Origin of the sequence: Methyloversatilis sp., assembly GCF_965284615.1 — a bacterium.
In the GTDB taxonomy this organism is placed as follows: Bacteria; Pseudomonadota; Gammaproteobacteria; order Burkholderiales; family Rhodocyclaceae; genus Methyloversatilis.
This window is the reverse complement of the sequence record NZ_OZ260098.1, coordinates 655730-672117: the sequence shown is the minus strand read 5'-3', so window position 1 is coordinate 672117 and position 16388 is coordinate 655730. Positions and strand designations below refer to the sequence as shown.

Sequence of the window (16388 nt, the reverse complement as noted above, 5' to 3'; positions counted from 1 at the left end):
CATGACCCATGTCGTGACCGACAACTGCCGCGGCTGCCGCTACACCGATTGCGTGGCGAGCTGCCCGGTGGCCTGCTTCCATGTGAACGAAGTGCGCGTCTATATCGACCCGGCGGTGTGCATAGACTGCAGCGCCTGCATTCCGGCCTGCCCGGTGCACGCCATCGTCGAGGAATTCGACCTGGCGGAGGACCAGCAGCACTGGATACGCATCAACGCCGAGGCGGCGCAGCGCTATCCGGTCATCCGCGCGCGTCTGGCACCGCTCGACGGCGCCGACGCGCGCCGGCAGCAACTGGGACTGTGATGCGCGATGGCGATACCCGGAACTGAAGGCCAGCCCCTGCGCGTGGCCATCGTCGGCAGCGGGCCCGGCGGCTTCTACGCCGCCGAAGCCCTGCTGGAAAGCGGCCTGCAGGTGGAGATCGACCTGATCGAACGCCTGCCGGTGCCCTTCGGCCTGGTGCGCTTCGGCGTCGCGCCCGACCACGCGAAACTGAAGTCGGTCACCACCGTGTTCTCGCAGATCGCCGAAGACCCGCGGCTGCGCTTCTTCGGCAATGTCGAGCTCGGGCGCGACCTGTCGGTACGGCAGCTGGGCGCGCTCTACCACGCGGTCATCGTCGCCACCGGCGCCGCCGGGGACCGCCGGCTCGGCATCGACGGCGAACACTTGCCGGGCGTGCACGCGGCCGGCGATTTCGTCGGCTGGTACAACGGCCGGCCGGAATGCGCCGAGCTCGAATTCGATCTGCAGCAGGAGGTCGCAGTGGTGATCGGCCAGGGCAATGTGGCGATCGACGTGTGCCGCATCCTGGCCAGCCCGGTCGATGTGCTGCGACGCACCGACATCGCCACGCATGCCATCGACGCGCTGGCGCGGTCGCGCATCCGCGAAATCCACCTGGTCGGCCGGCGCGGGCCGGTGCAGGCGAAGTTCACGCCGAAGGAGTTGCGCGAGCTGGGCACCCTGCCCGGCTGGCAGCCGCGCATCGATCCGGCGGCACTCGTGCTCAACGACGCCAGCCAGGCCGAACTGGCCATGCCGGGCTTCGTTCACGCCCCGCGCAACGTGGACATCCTGCGCGGCTTCGCGCAAGCGCCGGTCAACGACGGGCGGCGCCCGCTGCACCTGCATTTCCACCGCGCGCCGGTGGCGCTGAGCGGCGAGTCGCGGGTGGAACGGATCGAACTGGAAGCGCAGGCGCTGTCGGGTACAGCCGGCGCGCAATCGGCCTCACCGACCGGCGAACGGCTGAGCCTGCCGGCCGGACTGGTGCTGCGCAGCGTCGGCTACCGCGGCACGCCGCTGCCCGGCCTGCCCTTCGATCTGGTGCGCGGCGCGCTGCCACATCGCGAGGGTCGCATCGTCAACACCAGCGGCAAGGTGCTGCGCGGCTGGTACGCGACCGGCTGGATCAAGCGCGGCCCGACCGGCGTCATCGGCACCAACCGCGCCGACAGCGTGGACACGGTGGCGAGCCTGCTGGCCGACCTCGCGCAGCTCGACGCTCCGAAAGCCGGCCGCGCCGGCCTGCTGGCGCAACTGGCAGCCGACCGCAGAAAAGTGGTCGATTTCGCCGGGTGGCGCGCGATAGAGCAGGCGGAAGCCGAGCGCGGACGCGCAGGCGGAAAACCGGCAGAGAAGTTCGTCCGCGTCGAAGACATGCTGAGTGCCGCCGCGGTTGCCGGAGCCCCGCAGTCGAGGGAGCCCGCTTGCTCGCACTAGCGGCCTGAATAGAAGCCCGCGGCCTGCTTGAGCTGCGTCGCGACCAAAGGTCGCTCCCACAAGGAATGCGCCCGATCCACGGCTGGCGCCAGGGCCGGTTTTCTGTCGGAGGGCTCTTCTGACCCCGACAGCGGCCTGGATCGAAGCCTGCTGACCGCAGCGGCCGCATCGCGGCCAAGGCTGTTCCCACAAGAGCACTCGCGGGTCGCGGATCGGGCCGGGGTTCGTGGGAGCGAGCTTGCTCGCGATTCCGACGCTAAGGTCAGGCGCTGCCGTAGCGCTGGCGTGCCACCACGGCGAGACCGCAGCCGACGCTGCCGTACAGATCGCCCTCGACCGGCTGCGCGTCCGCGAAGCGGGCGGCCAGGGCCTGGCGCAGCGCCGGCACGCCGCTGGAACCACCGGTGAAGAACAGCGTGTCAACCGCCGACGGCGCGAGACCTGCCTGCGCGACGCAGGCGAGCGCGGCGTCGCCGACGCGGGCGATCTCTGCCGCGATGGCGTCCTCGAACGCGGTACGACTGACCGGTACGTGCAGACCCGCCTCGGCCACGCCCAGATCGAGATCGACCCGTGGCGTGTCCGACAGCGCAATCTTCGCCGCCTCCGAGCGGATCGCCAGATGGTGACCACTGCGCTCGCGCAGCACGCGCAACAGCCGCTCGAAGCGGCGGCCATCGACCACATCGCGCGCCATGTCCTGCAGACCGGGCAGCACGTCGCGGCGGTAGGCCAGGTGGATGGTGTGCCAGGTGGCGAGGTTGAAGTAAGTGCTGTTGGGCAGCACGGCGCCGCTGGCCAGCAGGCCGCCCATGCCCAGTTCGGGCATCACGCAGGCGAGCGACAGCCGCTTGTCGAAATCGGTACCGCCGATGTGCACGCCGGTGTTGCCCAGCAGGTCGGCGCTGCGGTTGACATGGCGTCGGCGCTCGGGTGACAGCCGCACCAGCGAGAAGTCGGAGGTGCCACCACCGATGTCCACCACCAGCACCAGCGATTCGCGCTCGACCGTCTGCTCGAAGGCGTGCGCAGCGGCGATCGGTTCGAACTGGAAGCTCACGTCGCGGAAGCCGGCGCCGCGCACGATGTCGGCCAGCGTGTCCTCGGCCAACTTGTCGGCCTCGGCGTCGTCGTCGACGAAGCGCACCGGGCGGCCGACCACCACCTGTTCGAAGCGCGTCTGCGCCGCGGTCTCGGCGCGCTTCTTCACTTCGCCGATGAAGCCGCCGATCAGATCGCGGAAGGCCAGGTGACGGCCGCCGACATCGGTGCCGGCGTCCATCAGGCCGCTGCCGAGCAGGCTTTTCATCGAGCGCATCAGCCGGCCTTCGAAACCTTCGAGGTATTCGGCCAGCGCGGCCCGGCCGACCGCCATCGAATCCTCGTCGAGGTTGAAGAACACCGCCGACGGCAGCGTGGGCTTGCCATCTTCGAGCGGCAGCAGACGGGCCAGCGGGCCGTCGTGGATGGCGGCGGTGGAGTTCGAAGTGCCGAAGTCGATGCCGCAGGCGGAGGTGTTCATCGGGCAGTGCGGTGGTGCGGAAGGCCGCGCAGCGTACGGGGGCGGCGCACAGCGTGCAAGTTCAGCATGCGTTCGCGCGCACGATTTCGGCAAGCGCGCGTTCGCTGCCCGGCGCGGTGTCGAAGAAGAGCGAGGGCTCGATCAGTTCCAGCTCGATCAGCACCGGCCGGCCGTGCAGCCGCAGCATGTTGACGCGCGCGTAGGCGCAGGGGCCGGGCGCGGCCGCCAGAGCCGCCTCGGCCAGCGCGAATTCGTCGGCGGCCGGCGCGTGTGCGCTGGCAACCCCGCCCCAGATGTCCTGGCAACGGTAGTCGCCGGCCTGCGGCACCTTGCGCACCGCGTGCGAATAGCGGCCGCCGAAGAAGATGAGCGACACCTCGCCATCGGCGATGCCCGGCACGAAGGGCTGCAGCAGCACGTCACCCTCGGCCACCAGCGCACGCAGGTGATCGGCGCAGGCGGCACTGTCGGCGGCGCCACGGAAGGCGCCGAAAGCGCCTATCGACACCGCCGGCTTCACCACCACCTCGCCGCTGCCGAATTCAGCCAGCACCTGCGCGACCTCTGCACTGCGCCGCTCGACGAAGCGCGTCGGCACGATGTCCACACCGCGCGCCGCGAGGTCGAACAGGTAGCGCTTGTGGCTGTTCCACTCGATCACCGGCAGCGGATTGAGCAGCCGGCTGCAGCGATCGACCCGCCGCGCCCAGGCGAGGAATTCGGGCAGGCGCGTGTGGTAGTCCCAGGGCGAACGCAGCAGCACGCAGCGGTAGGCCGACCAGTTGACGTCGGCGTCCCACGCGACCAGATCGACCGGCACGCCGCAAGCGGCCATCAGCAGTTCGGCGTCGCTGTCGGGCTTGGGCATGTCGGCGCAGGTGACGAAGGCGATCTCGGGACGGGCGCTCATGGCGGGACGGAATCCTTGAAGTGGGCGGGTGCGAGACGTGTGGTGGACGCAGGCACGACGACGTCCGGTTCGTATGCCTGCAGCAGCTGAGAGAGAGGCGCCATGATACCGGCGCCGGACGCCCTAGCGCCGTATCCGTCAGGCGCGCATGAAACTCCCCATCCTCATGAAAGAAAACATTTTTTGCAATGCACAAGTACAGTCCACCGGCGGCGCGCCGATATCTGATACGAGCGCCGCCGATGTGAGCACGGCGGGCCTTTTGGCAACCCCGATGAGCAGCAGAACCTTGACTTCAACCCCGCATCCATCGAACTCCGCGTATTCAGAACGGCCTGCACACGGGCAGGTGGAGGGCGACCGGCGATTCCGCCTGCTGTTTGAGCGCATACCGGACCCGATGCTGCTGCTCGACGTCGAATCGGGCGTGTTCACCGACTGGAACCCGGCGGCGATGCGCATGCTGAACTTCCCGGCCCGTGAGGAGGTGATCGCGCTGCGTCCGGCCGACATCTCGCCGGCGCACCAGCCGGACGGCCGTGCGTCCGACGACAAGGCGCGCGAAATGATGGACATCGCGCGGCGCGAAGGCAGCCACCGCTTCGAGTGGACCATCTGCAGCCCGTATCGCAGCGAGGTCGTGATCGAGGTGCTGCTGACCACCATCGCCATCGACGGCCGCGAGGTGTTCATCACCACCTGGCGCGACCTCAGTCAGCAGAAGCGCACCGAACGTGATCTGCTGGCCAACAAGCTGCGCTGGAAGTTCGCGCTGGAAGGTGCCGGCGACGGCGTATGGGACTGGAACATCCAGGACGGCACCGTGTTCTTCAGCCCGCGCTGGAAAACCATGCTGGGCTACGACGAACAGGACATCGGCAACGCGCTGTCCGAATGGTCGAAACGGGTACACCCGGACGACCTGCCGCGGGTGATGGCCGACGTGCAGGCCCACCTCGACGGCCGCACGCCGGGCTACCGCAACGAACATCGCATGCTCTGCCGCAACGGCGACTACAAGTGGATACTGGACCGCGGCAAGGTGGTCAGCAGCGACGCCGACGGTCGGCCCCTGCGCATGGTGGGCACCCATACCGACATCACCGAACGTCGCCGCGTGCAGACCGAACTCGAGCGCGCCGAAGCCACCCAGCGCGCGCTGCTCGACGCGATGGCCGACGGCGTTTTCGTTGCGCAGGAACACCGCTTCGTATTCGTCAACCCGGCCCTGCCACGCATGCTGGGCTATACGGTCGAAGAATTCACCGGCCTGCATTTCGCCGACGTATTGCACCCCGACTTCCTCGAACTGTGGAGCGAGCGCTACGAGCGGCGCATCGGTTCCGGGCCGGAACCGCAACGTCGCTACGAGGTGCAGTTGCTGAACCGCGACGGCGACCGGCCGCTGTGGATCGAGCTGATCGCCTCGCGTTTCACCTATCGCGACGAACCCGCCGTGCTCGGCATCGTGCGCGACATCAGCGACAAGAAGATCAACGAACAGACCATCTGGAAGCAGGCCAACTACGACGCGCTGACCAATCTGCCCAACCGTCACCTGCTGCTGCATCACCTGCGCCAGGAAATGCGACTGAGCCAGCGCAGCGGTCGCCAGCTGGCGGTGCTGTTCATTGACCTCGACCGCTTCAAGGAGGTGAACGACACGCTGGGCCACCCGGCCGGCGACAGCCTGCTGCAGCAGGCGGCGCAGCGCATCACCGGCTGCATGCGCGACACCGACGCGGTCGCCCGTTTCGGCGGCGACGAATTCGCGGTGGTGCTGGGCGGGCTGGAGCACCCGGACGTCGTCGAGCAGATCGCGGGCAAGATACTGAGCGCCCTGCACCAGCCTTTTCAGCTGTTCAACGAACTGGTCTATGTGTCGGCTTCGATCGGCATCACGCTGTATCCGGACAGCGCGCAGAGCCAGGAGGATCTGCTGAAGCAGGCCGACCAGGCGATGTACGACGCCAAGCGCGCCGGACGCAACCGGATGAGCTATTTCACGCCGTCGATGCAGGCCAGTTCCGAACGCCGGCTGCGCCTGGTGTCGGACATGCACACCGCGCTGACCACCGGCCAGTTCCATCTGGTCTATCAGCCCATCGTCGAGATCGCGACCGGCCGCGTGCGCAAGGCCGAAGCACTGATACGCTGGCAGCACCCGGAGCGCGGCCACGTGTCGCCGACCGAATTCATACCGATCGCCGAAGAGACCGGTCTCATCCTGCCGTTGGGCGACTGGATCACGCGCACCGCGGTCGGTTTCGCACGCCATCTGCAGCAGCGCCTCGGCGACACCGTGCAGATCAGCATCAACCATTCGCCGCTGCAGCTGCGCAATCGAAACGGCGACTATCCCGGTGTGGTCGAACTGCTGCGCACCCTCGATGCGCCGGGCAGCCTGGTGGCGATCGAAATCACCGAGGGCATGCTTGTCGAGGCTGACGAACCGGCGCTGGAATGCCTTTACGCGATGCGCGACGCAGGCGTCCAGGTGTCGCTGGACGACTTCGGCACCGGCTATTCCTCGCTGTCCTACCTGAAGAAGTTCGACATCGATTACCTGAAGATCGATCAGTCCTTCGTGCGCGGCCTGTCGCGCGACTCCAGCGAACTCGCGCTGTGCGAGGCAATGATCGTGATGGCGCACAAGCTCGGCATGCAAGTGATCGCCGAGGGCGTCGAAACCATCCACCAGCTCGACCTGCTGCGTGCAGCGCAGTGCGACTACGCGCAGGGCTACCTCTTCTCGCGCCCGCTGCCGGCCGAACACTTCGAAGCCTGGTTGCGCGAGAATGGCTGAAATGCACCACCCGTCCGGCGCCTCGCCGGATGGCCCCGCAGCCCGCATTTCAAATAGAGAGAATGGCACTAGACCTTATAAAGGCCACTGCACTGATCCTGGCGCTCAGCCTGCTGCAGGGCTTCAACGCCCGCTTCTGGGGTGAGCGCCACGCCGCCCGGGCGATCGGCTCGGGACTGATCTTTGGCGTCATGTGCGTGGTCGGCATGATGATGCCGATCACCCTCACTCCCGGCGTCATTTTCGACGGTCGCTCCGCCGTGCTCAGCATGGCCGCACTGTTCGGCGGTCCGGTCGTCGGCGCCATCGCCGGCGCCGTGGCCGCCGCCTACCGCCTGCACCTGGGCGGCAGCGGCGCGCTGGTCGGCGTCGGCGTCATCACCGTTTCGGTGCTGCTCGGCCTGCTGATGCGCGCGCTGGTCAGCCGCGGCAAGGTCACGCCCGGCTTCCTGCCCTTCCTCGGCCTCGGTGTCGTGGTACATGTCGTGGCGCTGCTGTTCTTCCTCGGGCTGCCGGGCGACACCGCCAAACGCGTGTTCGATACGCTGGCCCTGCCCTATCTGCTCACGCTGGCGCCGGCCACCGCGCTGCTCGGCATGCTGCTGCTGGACCTCGATGAACGTCAGCGCACGGGCAAGGCACTGCGCGACAGCGAAGCGCGCATGCGGGCGATCACCGAGGCAGTGCCCGACGTGCTGATGGTGCTCGATGAGGACGGGCGTTATCTGAAGATACGCGCACCGGACGAGAAGCTGCTCGTCGCCGACGCGGAGTCGCTGAGCGGCAAGCTGATGACCGATGTGCTGCCGCCGGAAAAGGCGGCCATGTTCCAGGACTACGTGCGCCGGACACTGCAGTCCGACAGCGCCCAGATGCTCGAATACACGCTGGACACGCGGGGCGGTCCGCGCGTGTTCGAGGCGCGCGCCAGAGCGCTCGACGCCCCCTTCGAAGGCCGCCGTGCAGTGGTGCTGCTGACGCGCGACATCACCGATCGCGTGCGGTTGGAAGAAGAACAGCGCATCGCCGCCATCGCCTTCGAATCGCAGCAGGGCATGATGATCACCGACGCCTACAGCGTCATCCTGCGCGTGAACAAGGCCTTCACCGCGATCACCGGATTCAGCGCCGAAGAGGCGATCGGTCAGCGCACCAGCCTGCTCGCATCCGGCCGCCACGACACCGCCTTCTACCGCGCCATGTGGTCCAAGCTGCACGCCGACGGCGTGTGGGAAGGCGAAATCTGGAACCGGCGGCGCAACGGCGAGGTATACCCGGAGCGCTTGTCGATCAGCGCCGTGCGCAACGCCGACGGCATGGTGACGCACTACGTCGCCGCCTTCATGGACATCACCTTCAGCAAGGCGGCCGAGGACGAGATACGCCGGCTCGCCTTCTACGACGCGCTGACCGGTCTGCCGAACCGCCGCCTGCTGTCCGACCGGCTCGGTCAGGCGATGGCGTCAACCTCGCGCACCTCGCGCCACGGCGCGCTGATGTTCATCGACCTCGACGACTTCAAGAACGTGAACGACCTGCTCGGTCACCACAACGGCGACCTGCTGCTGCAGAAGGCCGGTGCCCGGCTGCGCGACATCGTGCGCGAGAGCGACACCGTCGCGCGCTTCGGTGGCGACGAATTCGTCGTGCTGCTGGCCGACCTCCCGGAGCACTCGATCGACGCCGCGCAACAGGCCGAGCGTGTGGCCGAGGCGATGCTGGCCGCACTCAATCGCCCCTATGTGCTCGACGGCCAGACGCGCCAGACCAGCGCCAGCATCGGCATCGCGATGTTCAGCGGCAGCACGCATTCGATCGACGAAATGCTGCGTCGCGCCGACCTGTCGATGTACGAGTCGAAGCAGCGCGGCAAGAACCGCCTGCACTTTTTCGACCCGGTCATGCAGGAAACGGTCACCGCGCGGCTGCGGCTCGAAGACGAAATACGCACCGGGCTGGCGACGCGGCAGTTCTGCGTGCACTACCAGGCGCAGGTCGAGAACGGTCGCGGCATCGTGTCGGCCGAGGCGCTCGCACGCTGGCGCCACCCGGACAAGGGCTTCATCCCGCCGGTGCAGTTCATACCGGTGGCCGAACGCGCCGGCCTGATGCCCGCGCTCGGCCTGCAGGTGATGGAGGATGCGCTGGAACAGCTCGCGCGCTGGGCGCGCAAGCCCGAAACCGCCCATCTGTCGGTGGCGATCAACATCAGTGCCGCCCAGCTCTACCAGTCGGAATTCGCTGATTCGGTACTCGAAGCCATCACCCGCACCGGCGCGCCGCCGGGCAAGGTGGTGCTCGAACTGACCGAGTCCATTCTGCTCGGCGACGTCGATGGCGCGATCGACGTGATGCAGCGGCTGCGCGCACGCGGCATCCGCTTCTCGATCGACGACTTCGGCACCGGCTACTCGTCGCTGGCCTATCTGCAGAGCCTGCCGATCAACGAACTGAAGATAGACCGATCCTTCGTGCGCAACCTGCCAGCCAGCGAGGGCAATCTGGCCATCGTGCGCGCGGTGGTCGCGCTGGCCTCGGCGCTGGGTGTCAAGGTGATCGCCGAAGGCGTGGAAACGGAAGACGAGCGCAATGCGCTGGCCGGCAACGGCTGTCAGTTCTTCCAGGGCTACCTGTTCGCGCGGCCGTTGCCGGCCGACGAGTTCGAAGGTCTGTTGCGCGAGGATCTGCAGCGCACGCGCTGAAGCAGGCAGACATTCATCGGGCGTGCTGTCGATTTCGCGCCGGCTGCTTCGTCAACCGGGCAGGACCGGTGCGTGCCGGTTCACTTCACCCTCGAAGGAGATCCGGCCATGACCTCACCCCAGCCCGTGCCTGCGGGCATGCACACCGTCACCCCGCACCTCGTCTGCGACAACGCGGCAGCCGCCATCGATTTCTACGTGCGCGCCTTCGGCGCCACAGAACTGATGCGCCTGCCCGGCAGTGAGGGCAGAATCCTGCATGCGCAGGTGCGCATCGGTGACTCCGTCGTCATGATCGTCAACGCCCACCCGGAATGGTTCATGCGCGACCCGAACAGTTACGGCGGCACACCGGTCGTACTGCATCTGCAGGTGCCCGATGTCGATGGGCTGTTCGCGCAGGCGGTCGCCGCGGGGGCGACCGCGCAGATGGCGCCCGAGGACATGTTCTGGGGCGACCGCTATGGCCGCGTGATCGACCCGAACGGCCACGTCTGGGCCATCGCCACGCATGTGCGCGACGTGAGCCCGGAAGAACTGCTCGCCGCCAGCGCCACGCCCTGCCCCGAAAGCGTCACCAAGGAGACCTGAATGCCGCACATGCTGCTCATCATCGAACCGGTCGGCCAGCGCGCCACCCGTACCGAAGCCGAAGGCCGCGACCTCTATGCACAGATGGTGGCTTTCGGCGAAGGCCTCGCTGCACGCGGCCTGCTGATGGGATCGGAATCGCTGCGCGTCGAGTTGACGCGCGTACAGGTGCGCGACGGCCGTACCCAGGTGGTCGACGGCCCGTTTGCCGAAGCGAAGGAAATGATCGGCGGCTTCTTCATGCTCGCCACCGACGACCGGCAGCAGGCGCTGGACATCGCTCGCGCCTGCCCCGCCGCCGCCTGGGCCACGGTCGAAGTCCGCGGCTTCGGCCCCTGCTTCGACGACAGCAAGGCGCCGGGCTGACAGCCGCTGCGCGCAGGCAGTCGCCCAATCGCGAGCAAGCTCGCTCCCACAAGAAGCCCTCCCGGATCTTTGCCGGAGCGGTGCTTTCGTGGGAGCGAGCTTGCTCGCGATGCGGCCGCCGCAGTCCGCCGGCTTCGATGCAAGCCGCTGTCGGGGTCAGAAGCCCCCTCCCACAGAAGCCCGGCTCCTGACCGGGCAGCGGGTCAGGGGCAGCTCCCGCGGGAGCCGCCCCGTCTACTTCGCCCCCCACAGTTCGCGCAATCGCGCGTCCCGGCCGCAGCTCCAGCGGTAATAGGTGTAACGCGCCGGATTCTTGCGGTAGTAGTCCTGGTGGTAGTCCTCGGCCGGGTAGAAGGTGTCCGCCATGTGGATCTCGGTCACGATGGGCGCCTTGAACGGCTTGCTCTTTTCCAGCGCGGCGAGCGAGCGACGGGCGGCGTCGAGTTGGGCCGCATCGTGGGCGAAGATGGCGGTGCGGTAGGGCGTGCCGATGTCGCAGAACTGACGGTTCTTCGCGGTCGGGTCGATGCTGTGCCAGAACACGTCGAGCAGCCTGTCGTAACTCACCTTCGCCGGGTCGTACTCGATCTGCACCGCTTCGGCGTGACCGGTGGCGTGCGATGACACCTCCTCGTAGCTCGGATGGGCGGTCTTTCCGCCGGTGTAGCCGGAAGTGGTCTTGAGTACGCCGTCAACCTTGTCGAAATCCGCCTCGACGCACCAGAAGCAGCCGCCGGCGAAGGTGGCGCGGGCGGTGGTCTGCGCCGTTGCGCCGCCGCTCAGCGCCAGCAATGCAACGAGTCCGGCCAGCGTGCGCAGGGTGATCATGCCGCCGCCAGCGCGAAGCGCAGCGCCACGCCGTTGTTGCAGTAGCGCTTGCCGGTCGGCGCCGGGCCGTCGTTGAACAGGTGGCCCTGATGGCCGCCGCAGCGCGCACAGTGATACTCGGTGCGCGGCAGGATGAGCTTGTAGTCGGTCTTCGTGCCCAGCGCCCCCGGCAGCGCGGTGTGGAAGCTGGGCCAGCCGGTGCCGCTTTCGTACTTGGCGTCCGACGAGAACAGCGCGAGGTCGCAGCCGGCGCAATGGTAGGTGCCGCGGCGCTTCTCGGCATTGAGCGGGCTGCTGCCCGGGCGCTCGGTGTCTTCTTCGCGCAGCACGGCGTACTGCGCTGGCGTCAGGCGCTTCTTCCACTCGGCGTCGTTCAGTTTCAGCGGCGCCGGCGAGTCGGCGCGCAGCGGCAGGGCGGCGAAGCCCAGGCCGTGCAGCGCAAGCAGGCCGAGCAGTTGGCGGCGGTTCATCGTGTGTCCTCCACGGTGTCGTCCCTGTGCGGGACTGACTGTCGGACGCCGGAGCGCCGAGCGGGGTTCCGCCGGCGCCGCGTCCTGGTTCGATACCACAGCAGACCGTGCGCGGTGGCGAATGCTTACATTGGCGCGCGGTGACGCCCACCCATGACGGCCGCGTGCATTCCGGGCAGAATGCCAGCGCCGTATCCCACCACCCGTGCGGAGCCCAAGAACATGAACGATGCGGACGAACTGCCTCAAGTGAACGCCGACGCGGACGAGAACCGTCGCCCGAAAGACGACGCGGACGGAAACCGGCGTCCGAAAGACGATACGGACGAAAACCGTCGTCCGATTGCCGCCCGCTCGGCCGGCTGGGCGCAGCGCAGTGCGGCCTCGCTGGCGCGCACCGACGTGACGCCGAATCAGATTTCGGTCGTCAGCATCCTGTTCGCCGCGGCCGGGGCGGCGCTGCTGCTGTGGTGGCCGACACCCGCCGGCCTGGTCGGCTGCGCGCTGGCGATACAGGGGCGCCTGATCTGCAATCTGCTGGACGGCATGGTGGCGGTCGAGGGCGGCAAGAAGTCGGCGCTGGGTGCGCTGTACAACGAATTTCCGGATCGCGTCGCCGACTCGCTGCTCATCGTCGCACTCGGTTACGCCGTCGGCTGGCCGGCGCTGGGCTGGTTCGGCGCACTGGCGGCGGCGCTGACCGCCTATGTGCGGGTGTTCGGCGGCGCGCTCGGTCAGGCGCAAAGCTTCCGCGGGCCGATGGCCAAGCAGCACCGCATGGCCGTGATGACCATCGCCTGCCTTATCGGCGCCGGCGAACTGGCCTGGGCCGGCAGCCAGTGGGCGCTGCAGGCGGCCTGCGTGGTGATCGCCGCAGGGTCCGTCCTCACCTGCGTCACGCGCACGCAGGGCATCGCGCGTCAGCTCACCACGACGGGGCCGTCATGCTGATTTCCGCGCTGCTGATCGGAATCACCCGCGCGCTGGTGGGCGCAGCGCCGCGCTGGCAAGGCAGTGTGCCGTCGCGGGCGCAGCGCATCTACTTCGCCAACCACTCCAGCCACATCGACACGCTGGCACTGTGGTCGGCGCTGCCGCGCGACCTGCGCCGGCACACGCGGCCGGTGGCGGCCGCCGACTACTGGAACACCGACGCAGTGCGCCGCTGCATCGCGGTGCGCGGACTGAACGCGGTGTTCATCGAACGCCAGCGCAGCGAGGCGACGAAAGACCCGCTGGCACCGCTGACCGAGGCGCTCGCCGCTGGTGATTCGCTGATCCTCTTCCCGGAAGGCACGCGCAATCTGCAGCCGCTGCCGGGGCCGTTCAAGGCGGGGCTGTTCCATCTGGCCGAGCGTTTCCCCGAGGTCGAACTGGTGCCGGTGTATCTGGAAAATCTGCACCGCTGCATGCCCAAGGGCACCTTCTTCCCGGTGCCGCTGATCTGCACCGTGCGCTTCGGCGCGCCACTCGCCCGCATCGCCGGCGAGGACAAGGCGGACTTTCTCGAACGCGCCCGGCGGGCGGTGATCGATCTGGCCTGAACGGCCGCGCGACAACAAAAAGGAAACGGAATGAGCGCACAGGACAAGTTCTACTGGCTGATGGGCGGCATCGGTGCCGTGCTGCTGCTGTCGTCGCTGATCGGCTGGGTGCTGTCGCGGCGGGTCAGCGGCGAGTCGGGCCGTGCCGTGGTCAACAACCTCAATGCGCGCATCAAGGCCTGGTGGATCATGGTGGCGGTGTTCGCGGTCGCCTTCATGCTTGGCAAGATGGCCACCATCGTCATGTTCGCGCTCATATCGTGGTTCGCGCTGCGCGAATTCATGACGCTGACGCCGACCCGGCCGGGCGACCACCGCGCGCTGTCGGTGTCCTTCTTCATCGCGATTCCGCTGCAGTACGCGCTGATCGCCGACGAGTGGTACGCGCTGTTCTCGATACTGATCCCGGTCTACGGCTTCCTGCTGCTGCCTTCACTGTCGGTGCTGGCACAGGACGTCGAGCACTTCCTGGAACGCGCGGCCAAGATCCAGTGGGGCGTCATGCTGACCATCTATTGCATCAGCCACGTACCGGCGCTGCTGCTGCTCGACATCCCTGACTACGCCGGCCAGAACGCGCTGCTGCTGTTCTACCTGCTGCTCGTCGTGCAGCTGAGCGACGTGCTGCAGTACGTGTTCGGCAAGCTATTCGGCAAGACGAAGATCGCGCCGGTGGTGAGCCCTTCGAAAACGGTGGAAGGTTTCGTCGGCGGCGCGCTGTCGGCCACCGCGATCGGCGCCGCGATGTGGTGGATCACGCCCTTCACGCCGCTGCAGGCGGCCGGCATGTCGGCCGCCATCGTCATCATGGGTTTCCTCGGCGGGCTGGTGCTGTCGGCAGTCAAGCGCAGCCTGGGCGCGAAGGACTGGGGCAGCATGATCCAGGGCCATGGCGGCATGATGGACCGCATGGATTCGGTCAGCTTCGCCGCACCGGTGTTCTTCCACCTCACACGCTATTTCTTCACGCCCTGATCGTTCGCTGACGACACGTTTACGCCGCGTATACAGCGGGGCGCACGATTTATAGACCGTCTTTGCACGTGCCCGCCTAGTCTTCGCACATCGTCTGCGGAGGAATCATGATGGGAACGCTGTACGGAATCTGCGCCGCGCTGGCCGCGGCGCTGTTCGTCTATCTGCTGTGGGCGCTGTGGCGCGCGGAGGATCTGTGATGACCGCCCAGATGTGGATGCTGCTGGGCGGCTTCGTGCTGGCCGTCTGGCTGATCGCGCTGCCGTTGGGTCGCTGGCTGGCCTTGGTGTCGGAACGGGCGCCGCGTCCGCTGGCCGGCATCGAGGCGTCGCTGCTGCGCACCTGTGGCGTGAGCGACGAGGAGCAGAGCTGGCGTGGCTACGCTGGCGCGCTGCTGCTGTTCAACCTGATAGGCGTGGTCGCGCTGTACGCGCTGCAGCGGCTGCAGTTCGAACTGCCGCTGAACCCGCAGCAGTTCGCCGCGCCGACCTGGGACTCGGCGCTCAACACCGCAGTGAGCTTCGTCACCAACACCAACTGGCAAGGCTACGGCGGCGAGTCAACGATGAGCCACCTAACCCAGATGCTGGGCCTGACGGTGCAGAACTTCCTGTCCGCCGCCACCGGCATCGCGGTCGCCTTCGCGCTGATGCGCGGCTTCGCCCGCAGCGGTGCGGGCAGCATCGGCAATTTCTGGATCGACCTTCTGCGCATCACGCTGTGGCTGCTGCTGCCGCTGTCCTTCTTGCTGGCGCTGGCGTTCGCGGCGCAGAGCGTGATCCAGAACATGTCGCCCGACCTGACGGTCACGCTGCTCGAACCGCTGCATACCGATGCAGGTACGGTCGGCACGCAGACGCTGGCCATGGGTCCGGTGGCTTCGCAGGAAGCAATCAAGATGCTGGGCACCAACGGTGGCGGCTTCATGAACGCCAATTCGGCCCACCCCTTCGAGAACCCGACGGCGTGGACCAATGTGCTGCAGATGCTGGCCATCTTCGCGATTCCGGCCGGGCTGTGCATGGCCTTCGGTCGCGTGGTCGGCGACCGCCGTCAGGGCTGGGCACTGCTGGCCGCGATGACCGTGCTGTTCGTGGCCGCGGTGATCGGCATCATGTCGCTGGAACAGGCGGGCAACCCGCATTTCGCCGCGCTCGGTGTCGACCAGACCGCCAGTGCGCTGCAGGCCGGCGGCAATATGGAAGGCAAGGAGGTGCGCTTCGGCGTCGCCGCCAGCGCGCTGTTCGCCGCCATCACGACGGCCGCCTCCTGCGGCGCGGTGAACGCGATGCACGCGTCGCTGACGCCGCTGGCCGGCGGCATCACGATGCTGCTGATGCAACTCGGCGAGGTGGTGTTCGGCGGCGTCGGCTCGGGGCTGTACGGCATGCTGCTGTTCGCCGTGCTGGCGGTGTTCGTCGCCGGGCTGATGACCGGGCGCACACCGGCCTACCTGGGCAAGAAGATCGAACCGGCGGAAATGAAATGGGTGGCCGTCGCCATCCTGGTCACGCCGCTGCTGGTGCTGTCCGGCACCGCGCTCGCGGTGAGCAGCGAGGCCGGTCGCGCCGGCCTGCTGAATCCGGCCGCAGCCGGCTTCTCGGAAGTGCTGTACGCCTTCTCGTCGGCCGCCAACAACAACGGCAGCGCCTTTGCCGGGCTGTCGGCCAACACCCCCTTCTACAACCTGACACTTGCGGTCGCGATGGCGCTCGGCCGCTTCGCCGTCATCGTGCCGGTGCTGGCACTGGCCGGCGCGCTGGCTGCGCGCACCCGCGCCGTGCGCGATCCCGCCGCCGCGCAGGACGCCGCGATGCCGACGCACGGACCGATGTTCGTCGTGCTGCTGGTGCTGACCGTGCTGCTGGTGGGCGCGCTCACCTACCTGCCCGCGCTGGCGCTCGGCCCCGTGGTCGAGCACATCAACCTGTATCGCTGAGGTTCT

General features: G+C 67.8%; 15 protein-coding genes. 11 read left to right on the top strand and 4 right to left on the bottom strand.

What is annotated here, in order from left to right; genetic code table 11:
* Position 1 precedes the first annotated feature (1 nt).
* Positions 2-307 carry a ferredoxin family protein gene (locus ACQ66H_RS03280; protein WP_019915320.1) on the top strand — a complete coding sequence of 102 codons (306 nt, stop codon included), beginning with the start codon at positions 2-4 and terminating at the stop codon, positions 305-307.
* Between the two features lie 6 nt (positions 308-313).
* Complete coding sequence (locus ACQ66H_RS03275; protein ID WP_430432802.1) at positions 314-1729, top strand: FAD-dependent oxidoreductase; 1416 nt, start codon at positions 314-316, stop codon at positions 1727-1729.
* A gap of 262 nt (positions 1730-1991) precedes the next feature.
* Here ACQ66H_RS03275 and ACQ66H_RS03270 read toward each other — a convergent pair whose 3' ends face one another.
* Positions 1992-3251 (bottom strand): Hsp70 family protein, encoded by a 1260-nt coding sequence (locus tag ACQ66H_RS03270; protein ID WP_430432801.1) that lies wholly within the window; start codon positions 3249-3251, stop codon positions 1992-1994.
* 61 nt (positions 3252-3312) lie between these two features.
* Entirely contained in the window at positions 3313-4161 is an 849-nt protein-coding gene (locus ACQ66H_RS03265) for an ATP-grasp domain-containing protein (protein ID WP_430432800.1), read from the bottom strand.
* Positions 4162-4510: 349 nt separating this feature from the next.
* Here ACQ66H_RS03265 and ACQ66H_RS03260 point away from each other — a divergent pair, with 349 nt between their 5' ends.
* From ACQ66H_RS03260 to ACQ66H_RS03245, 4 genes are all read left to right on the top strand, one after another.
* Positions 4511-6967 carry a sensor domain-containing protein gene (locus tag ACQ66H_RS03260; RefSeq protein WP_430435586.1) on the top strand — a complete coding sequence of 819 codons (2457 nt, stop codon included), beginning with the start codon at positions 4511-4513 and terminating at the stop codon, positions 6965-6967.
* A 62-nt stretch (positions 6968-7029) separates the two neighbouring features.
* Positions 7030-9669 (top strand): EAL domain-containing protein, encoded by a 2640-nt coding sequence (locus tag ACQ66H_RS03255; protein ID WP_430432799.1) that lies wholly within the window; start codon positions 7030-7032, stop codon positions 9667-9669.
* Between the two features lie 108 nt (positions 9670-9777).
* Positions 9778-10260 (top strand): VOC family protein, encoded by a 483-nt coding sequence (locus ACQ66H_RS03250; protein ID WP_430432798.1) that lies wholly within the window; start codon positions 9778-9780, stop codon positions 10258-10260.
* Entirely contained in the window at positions 10261-10626 is a 366-nt protein-coding gene (locus ACQ66H_RS03245) for a YciI family protein (protein WP_430432797.1), read from the top strand. It abuts the gene before it with no gap.
* A gap of 234 nt (positions 10627-10860) precedes the next feature.
* Here ACQ66H_RS03245 and msrA read toward each other — a convergent pair whose 3' ends face one another.
* Together msrA and msrB are read right to left on the bottom strand one after the other, a co-directional pair.
* The gene (gene msrA, locus ACQ66H_RS03240) at positions 10861-11454 is read right to left on the bottom strand and encodes a peptide-methionine (S)-S-oxide reductase MsrA (protein WP_430432796.1); all 594 of its coding nucleotides are present in this window, start codon (positions 11452-11454) and stop codon (positions 10861-10863) included.
* Positions 11451-11924: a peptide-methionine (R)-S-oxide reductase MsrB gene (msrB, locus tag ACQ66H_RS03235; RefSeq protein ID WP_430432795.1), complete on the bottom strand. Its 474-nt coding sequence runs from the start codon at positions 11922-11924 to the stop codon at positions 11451-11453. The genes msrA and msrB overlap by 4 nt, the downstream gene beginning before the upstream one ends.
* 222 nt (positions 11925-12146) lie before the next feature.
* On the opposite strand from msrB, the gene ACQ66H_RS03230 reads away from it, so the two are divergent.
* The 5 genes from ACQ66H_RS03230 to kdpA all read left to right on the top strand — a co-directional run bounded on the left by ACQ66H_RS03230 (position 12147) and on the right by kdpA (position 16382).
* The gene (locus ACQ66H_RS03230) at positions 12147-12875 is read left to right on the top strand and encodes a CDP-alcohol phosphatidyltransferase family protein (protein ID WP_430432794.1); all 729 of its coding nucleotides are present in this window, start codon (positions 12147-12149) and stop codon (positions 12873-12875) included.
* Complete coding sequence (locus ACQ66H_RS03225) at positions 12869-13468, top strand: lysophospholipid acyltransferase family protein (protein ID WP_430432793.1); 600 nt, start codon at positions 12869-12871, stop codon at positions 13466-13468. The genes ACQ66H_RS03230 and ACQ66H_RS03225 overlap by 7 nt, the downstream gene beginning before the upstream one ends.
* A 30-nt stretch (positions 13469-13498) precedes the next feature.
* Positions 13499-14443 (top strand): phosphatidate cytidylyltransferase, encoded by a 945-nt coding sequence (locus tag ACQ66H_RS03220; protein WP_430432792.1) that lies wholly within the window; start codon positions 13499-13501, stop codon positions 14441-14443.
* A gap of 107 nt (positions 14444-14550) precedes the next feature.
* A complete protein-coding gene (locus ACQ66H_RS03215) occupies positions 14551-14643 on the top strand; it encodes a potassium-transporting ATPase subunit F (protein WP_081629055.1) in 93 nt (30 codons plus the stop codon).
* Entirely contained in the window at positions 14643-16382 is a 1740-nt protein-coding gene (kdpA, locus tag ACQ66H_RS03210; RefSeq protein ID WP_430432791.1) for a potassium-transporting ATPase subunit KdpA, read from the top strand. The genes ACQ66H_RS03215 and kdpA overlap by 1 nt, the downstream gene beginning before the upstream one ends.
* Positions 16383-16388 lie beyond the last annotated feature (6 nt).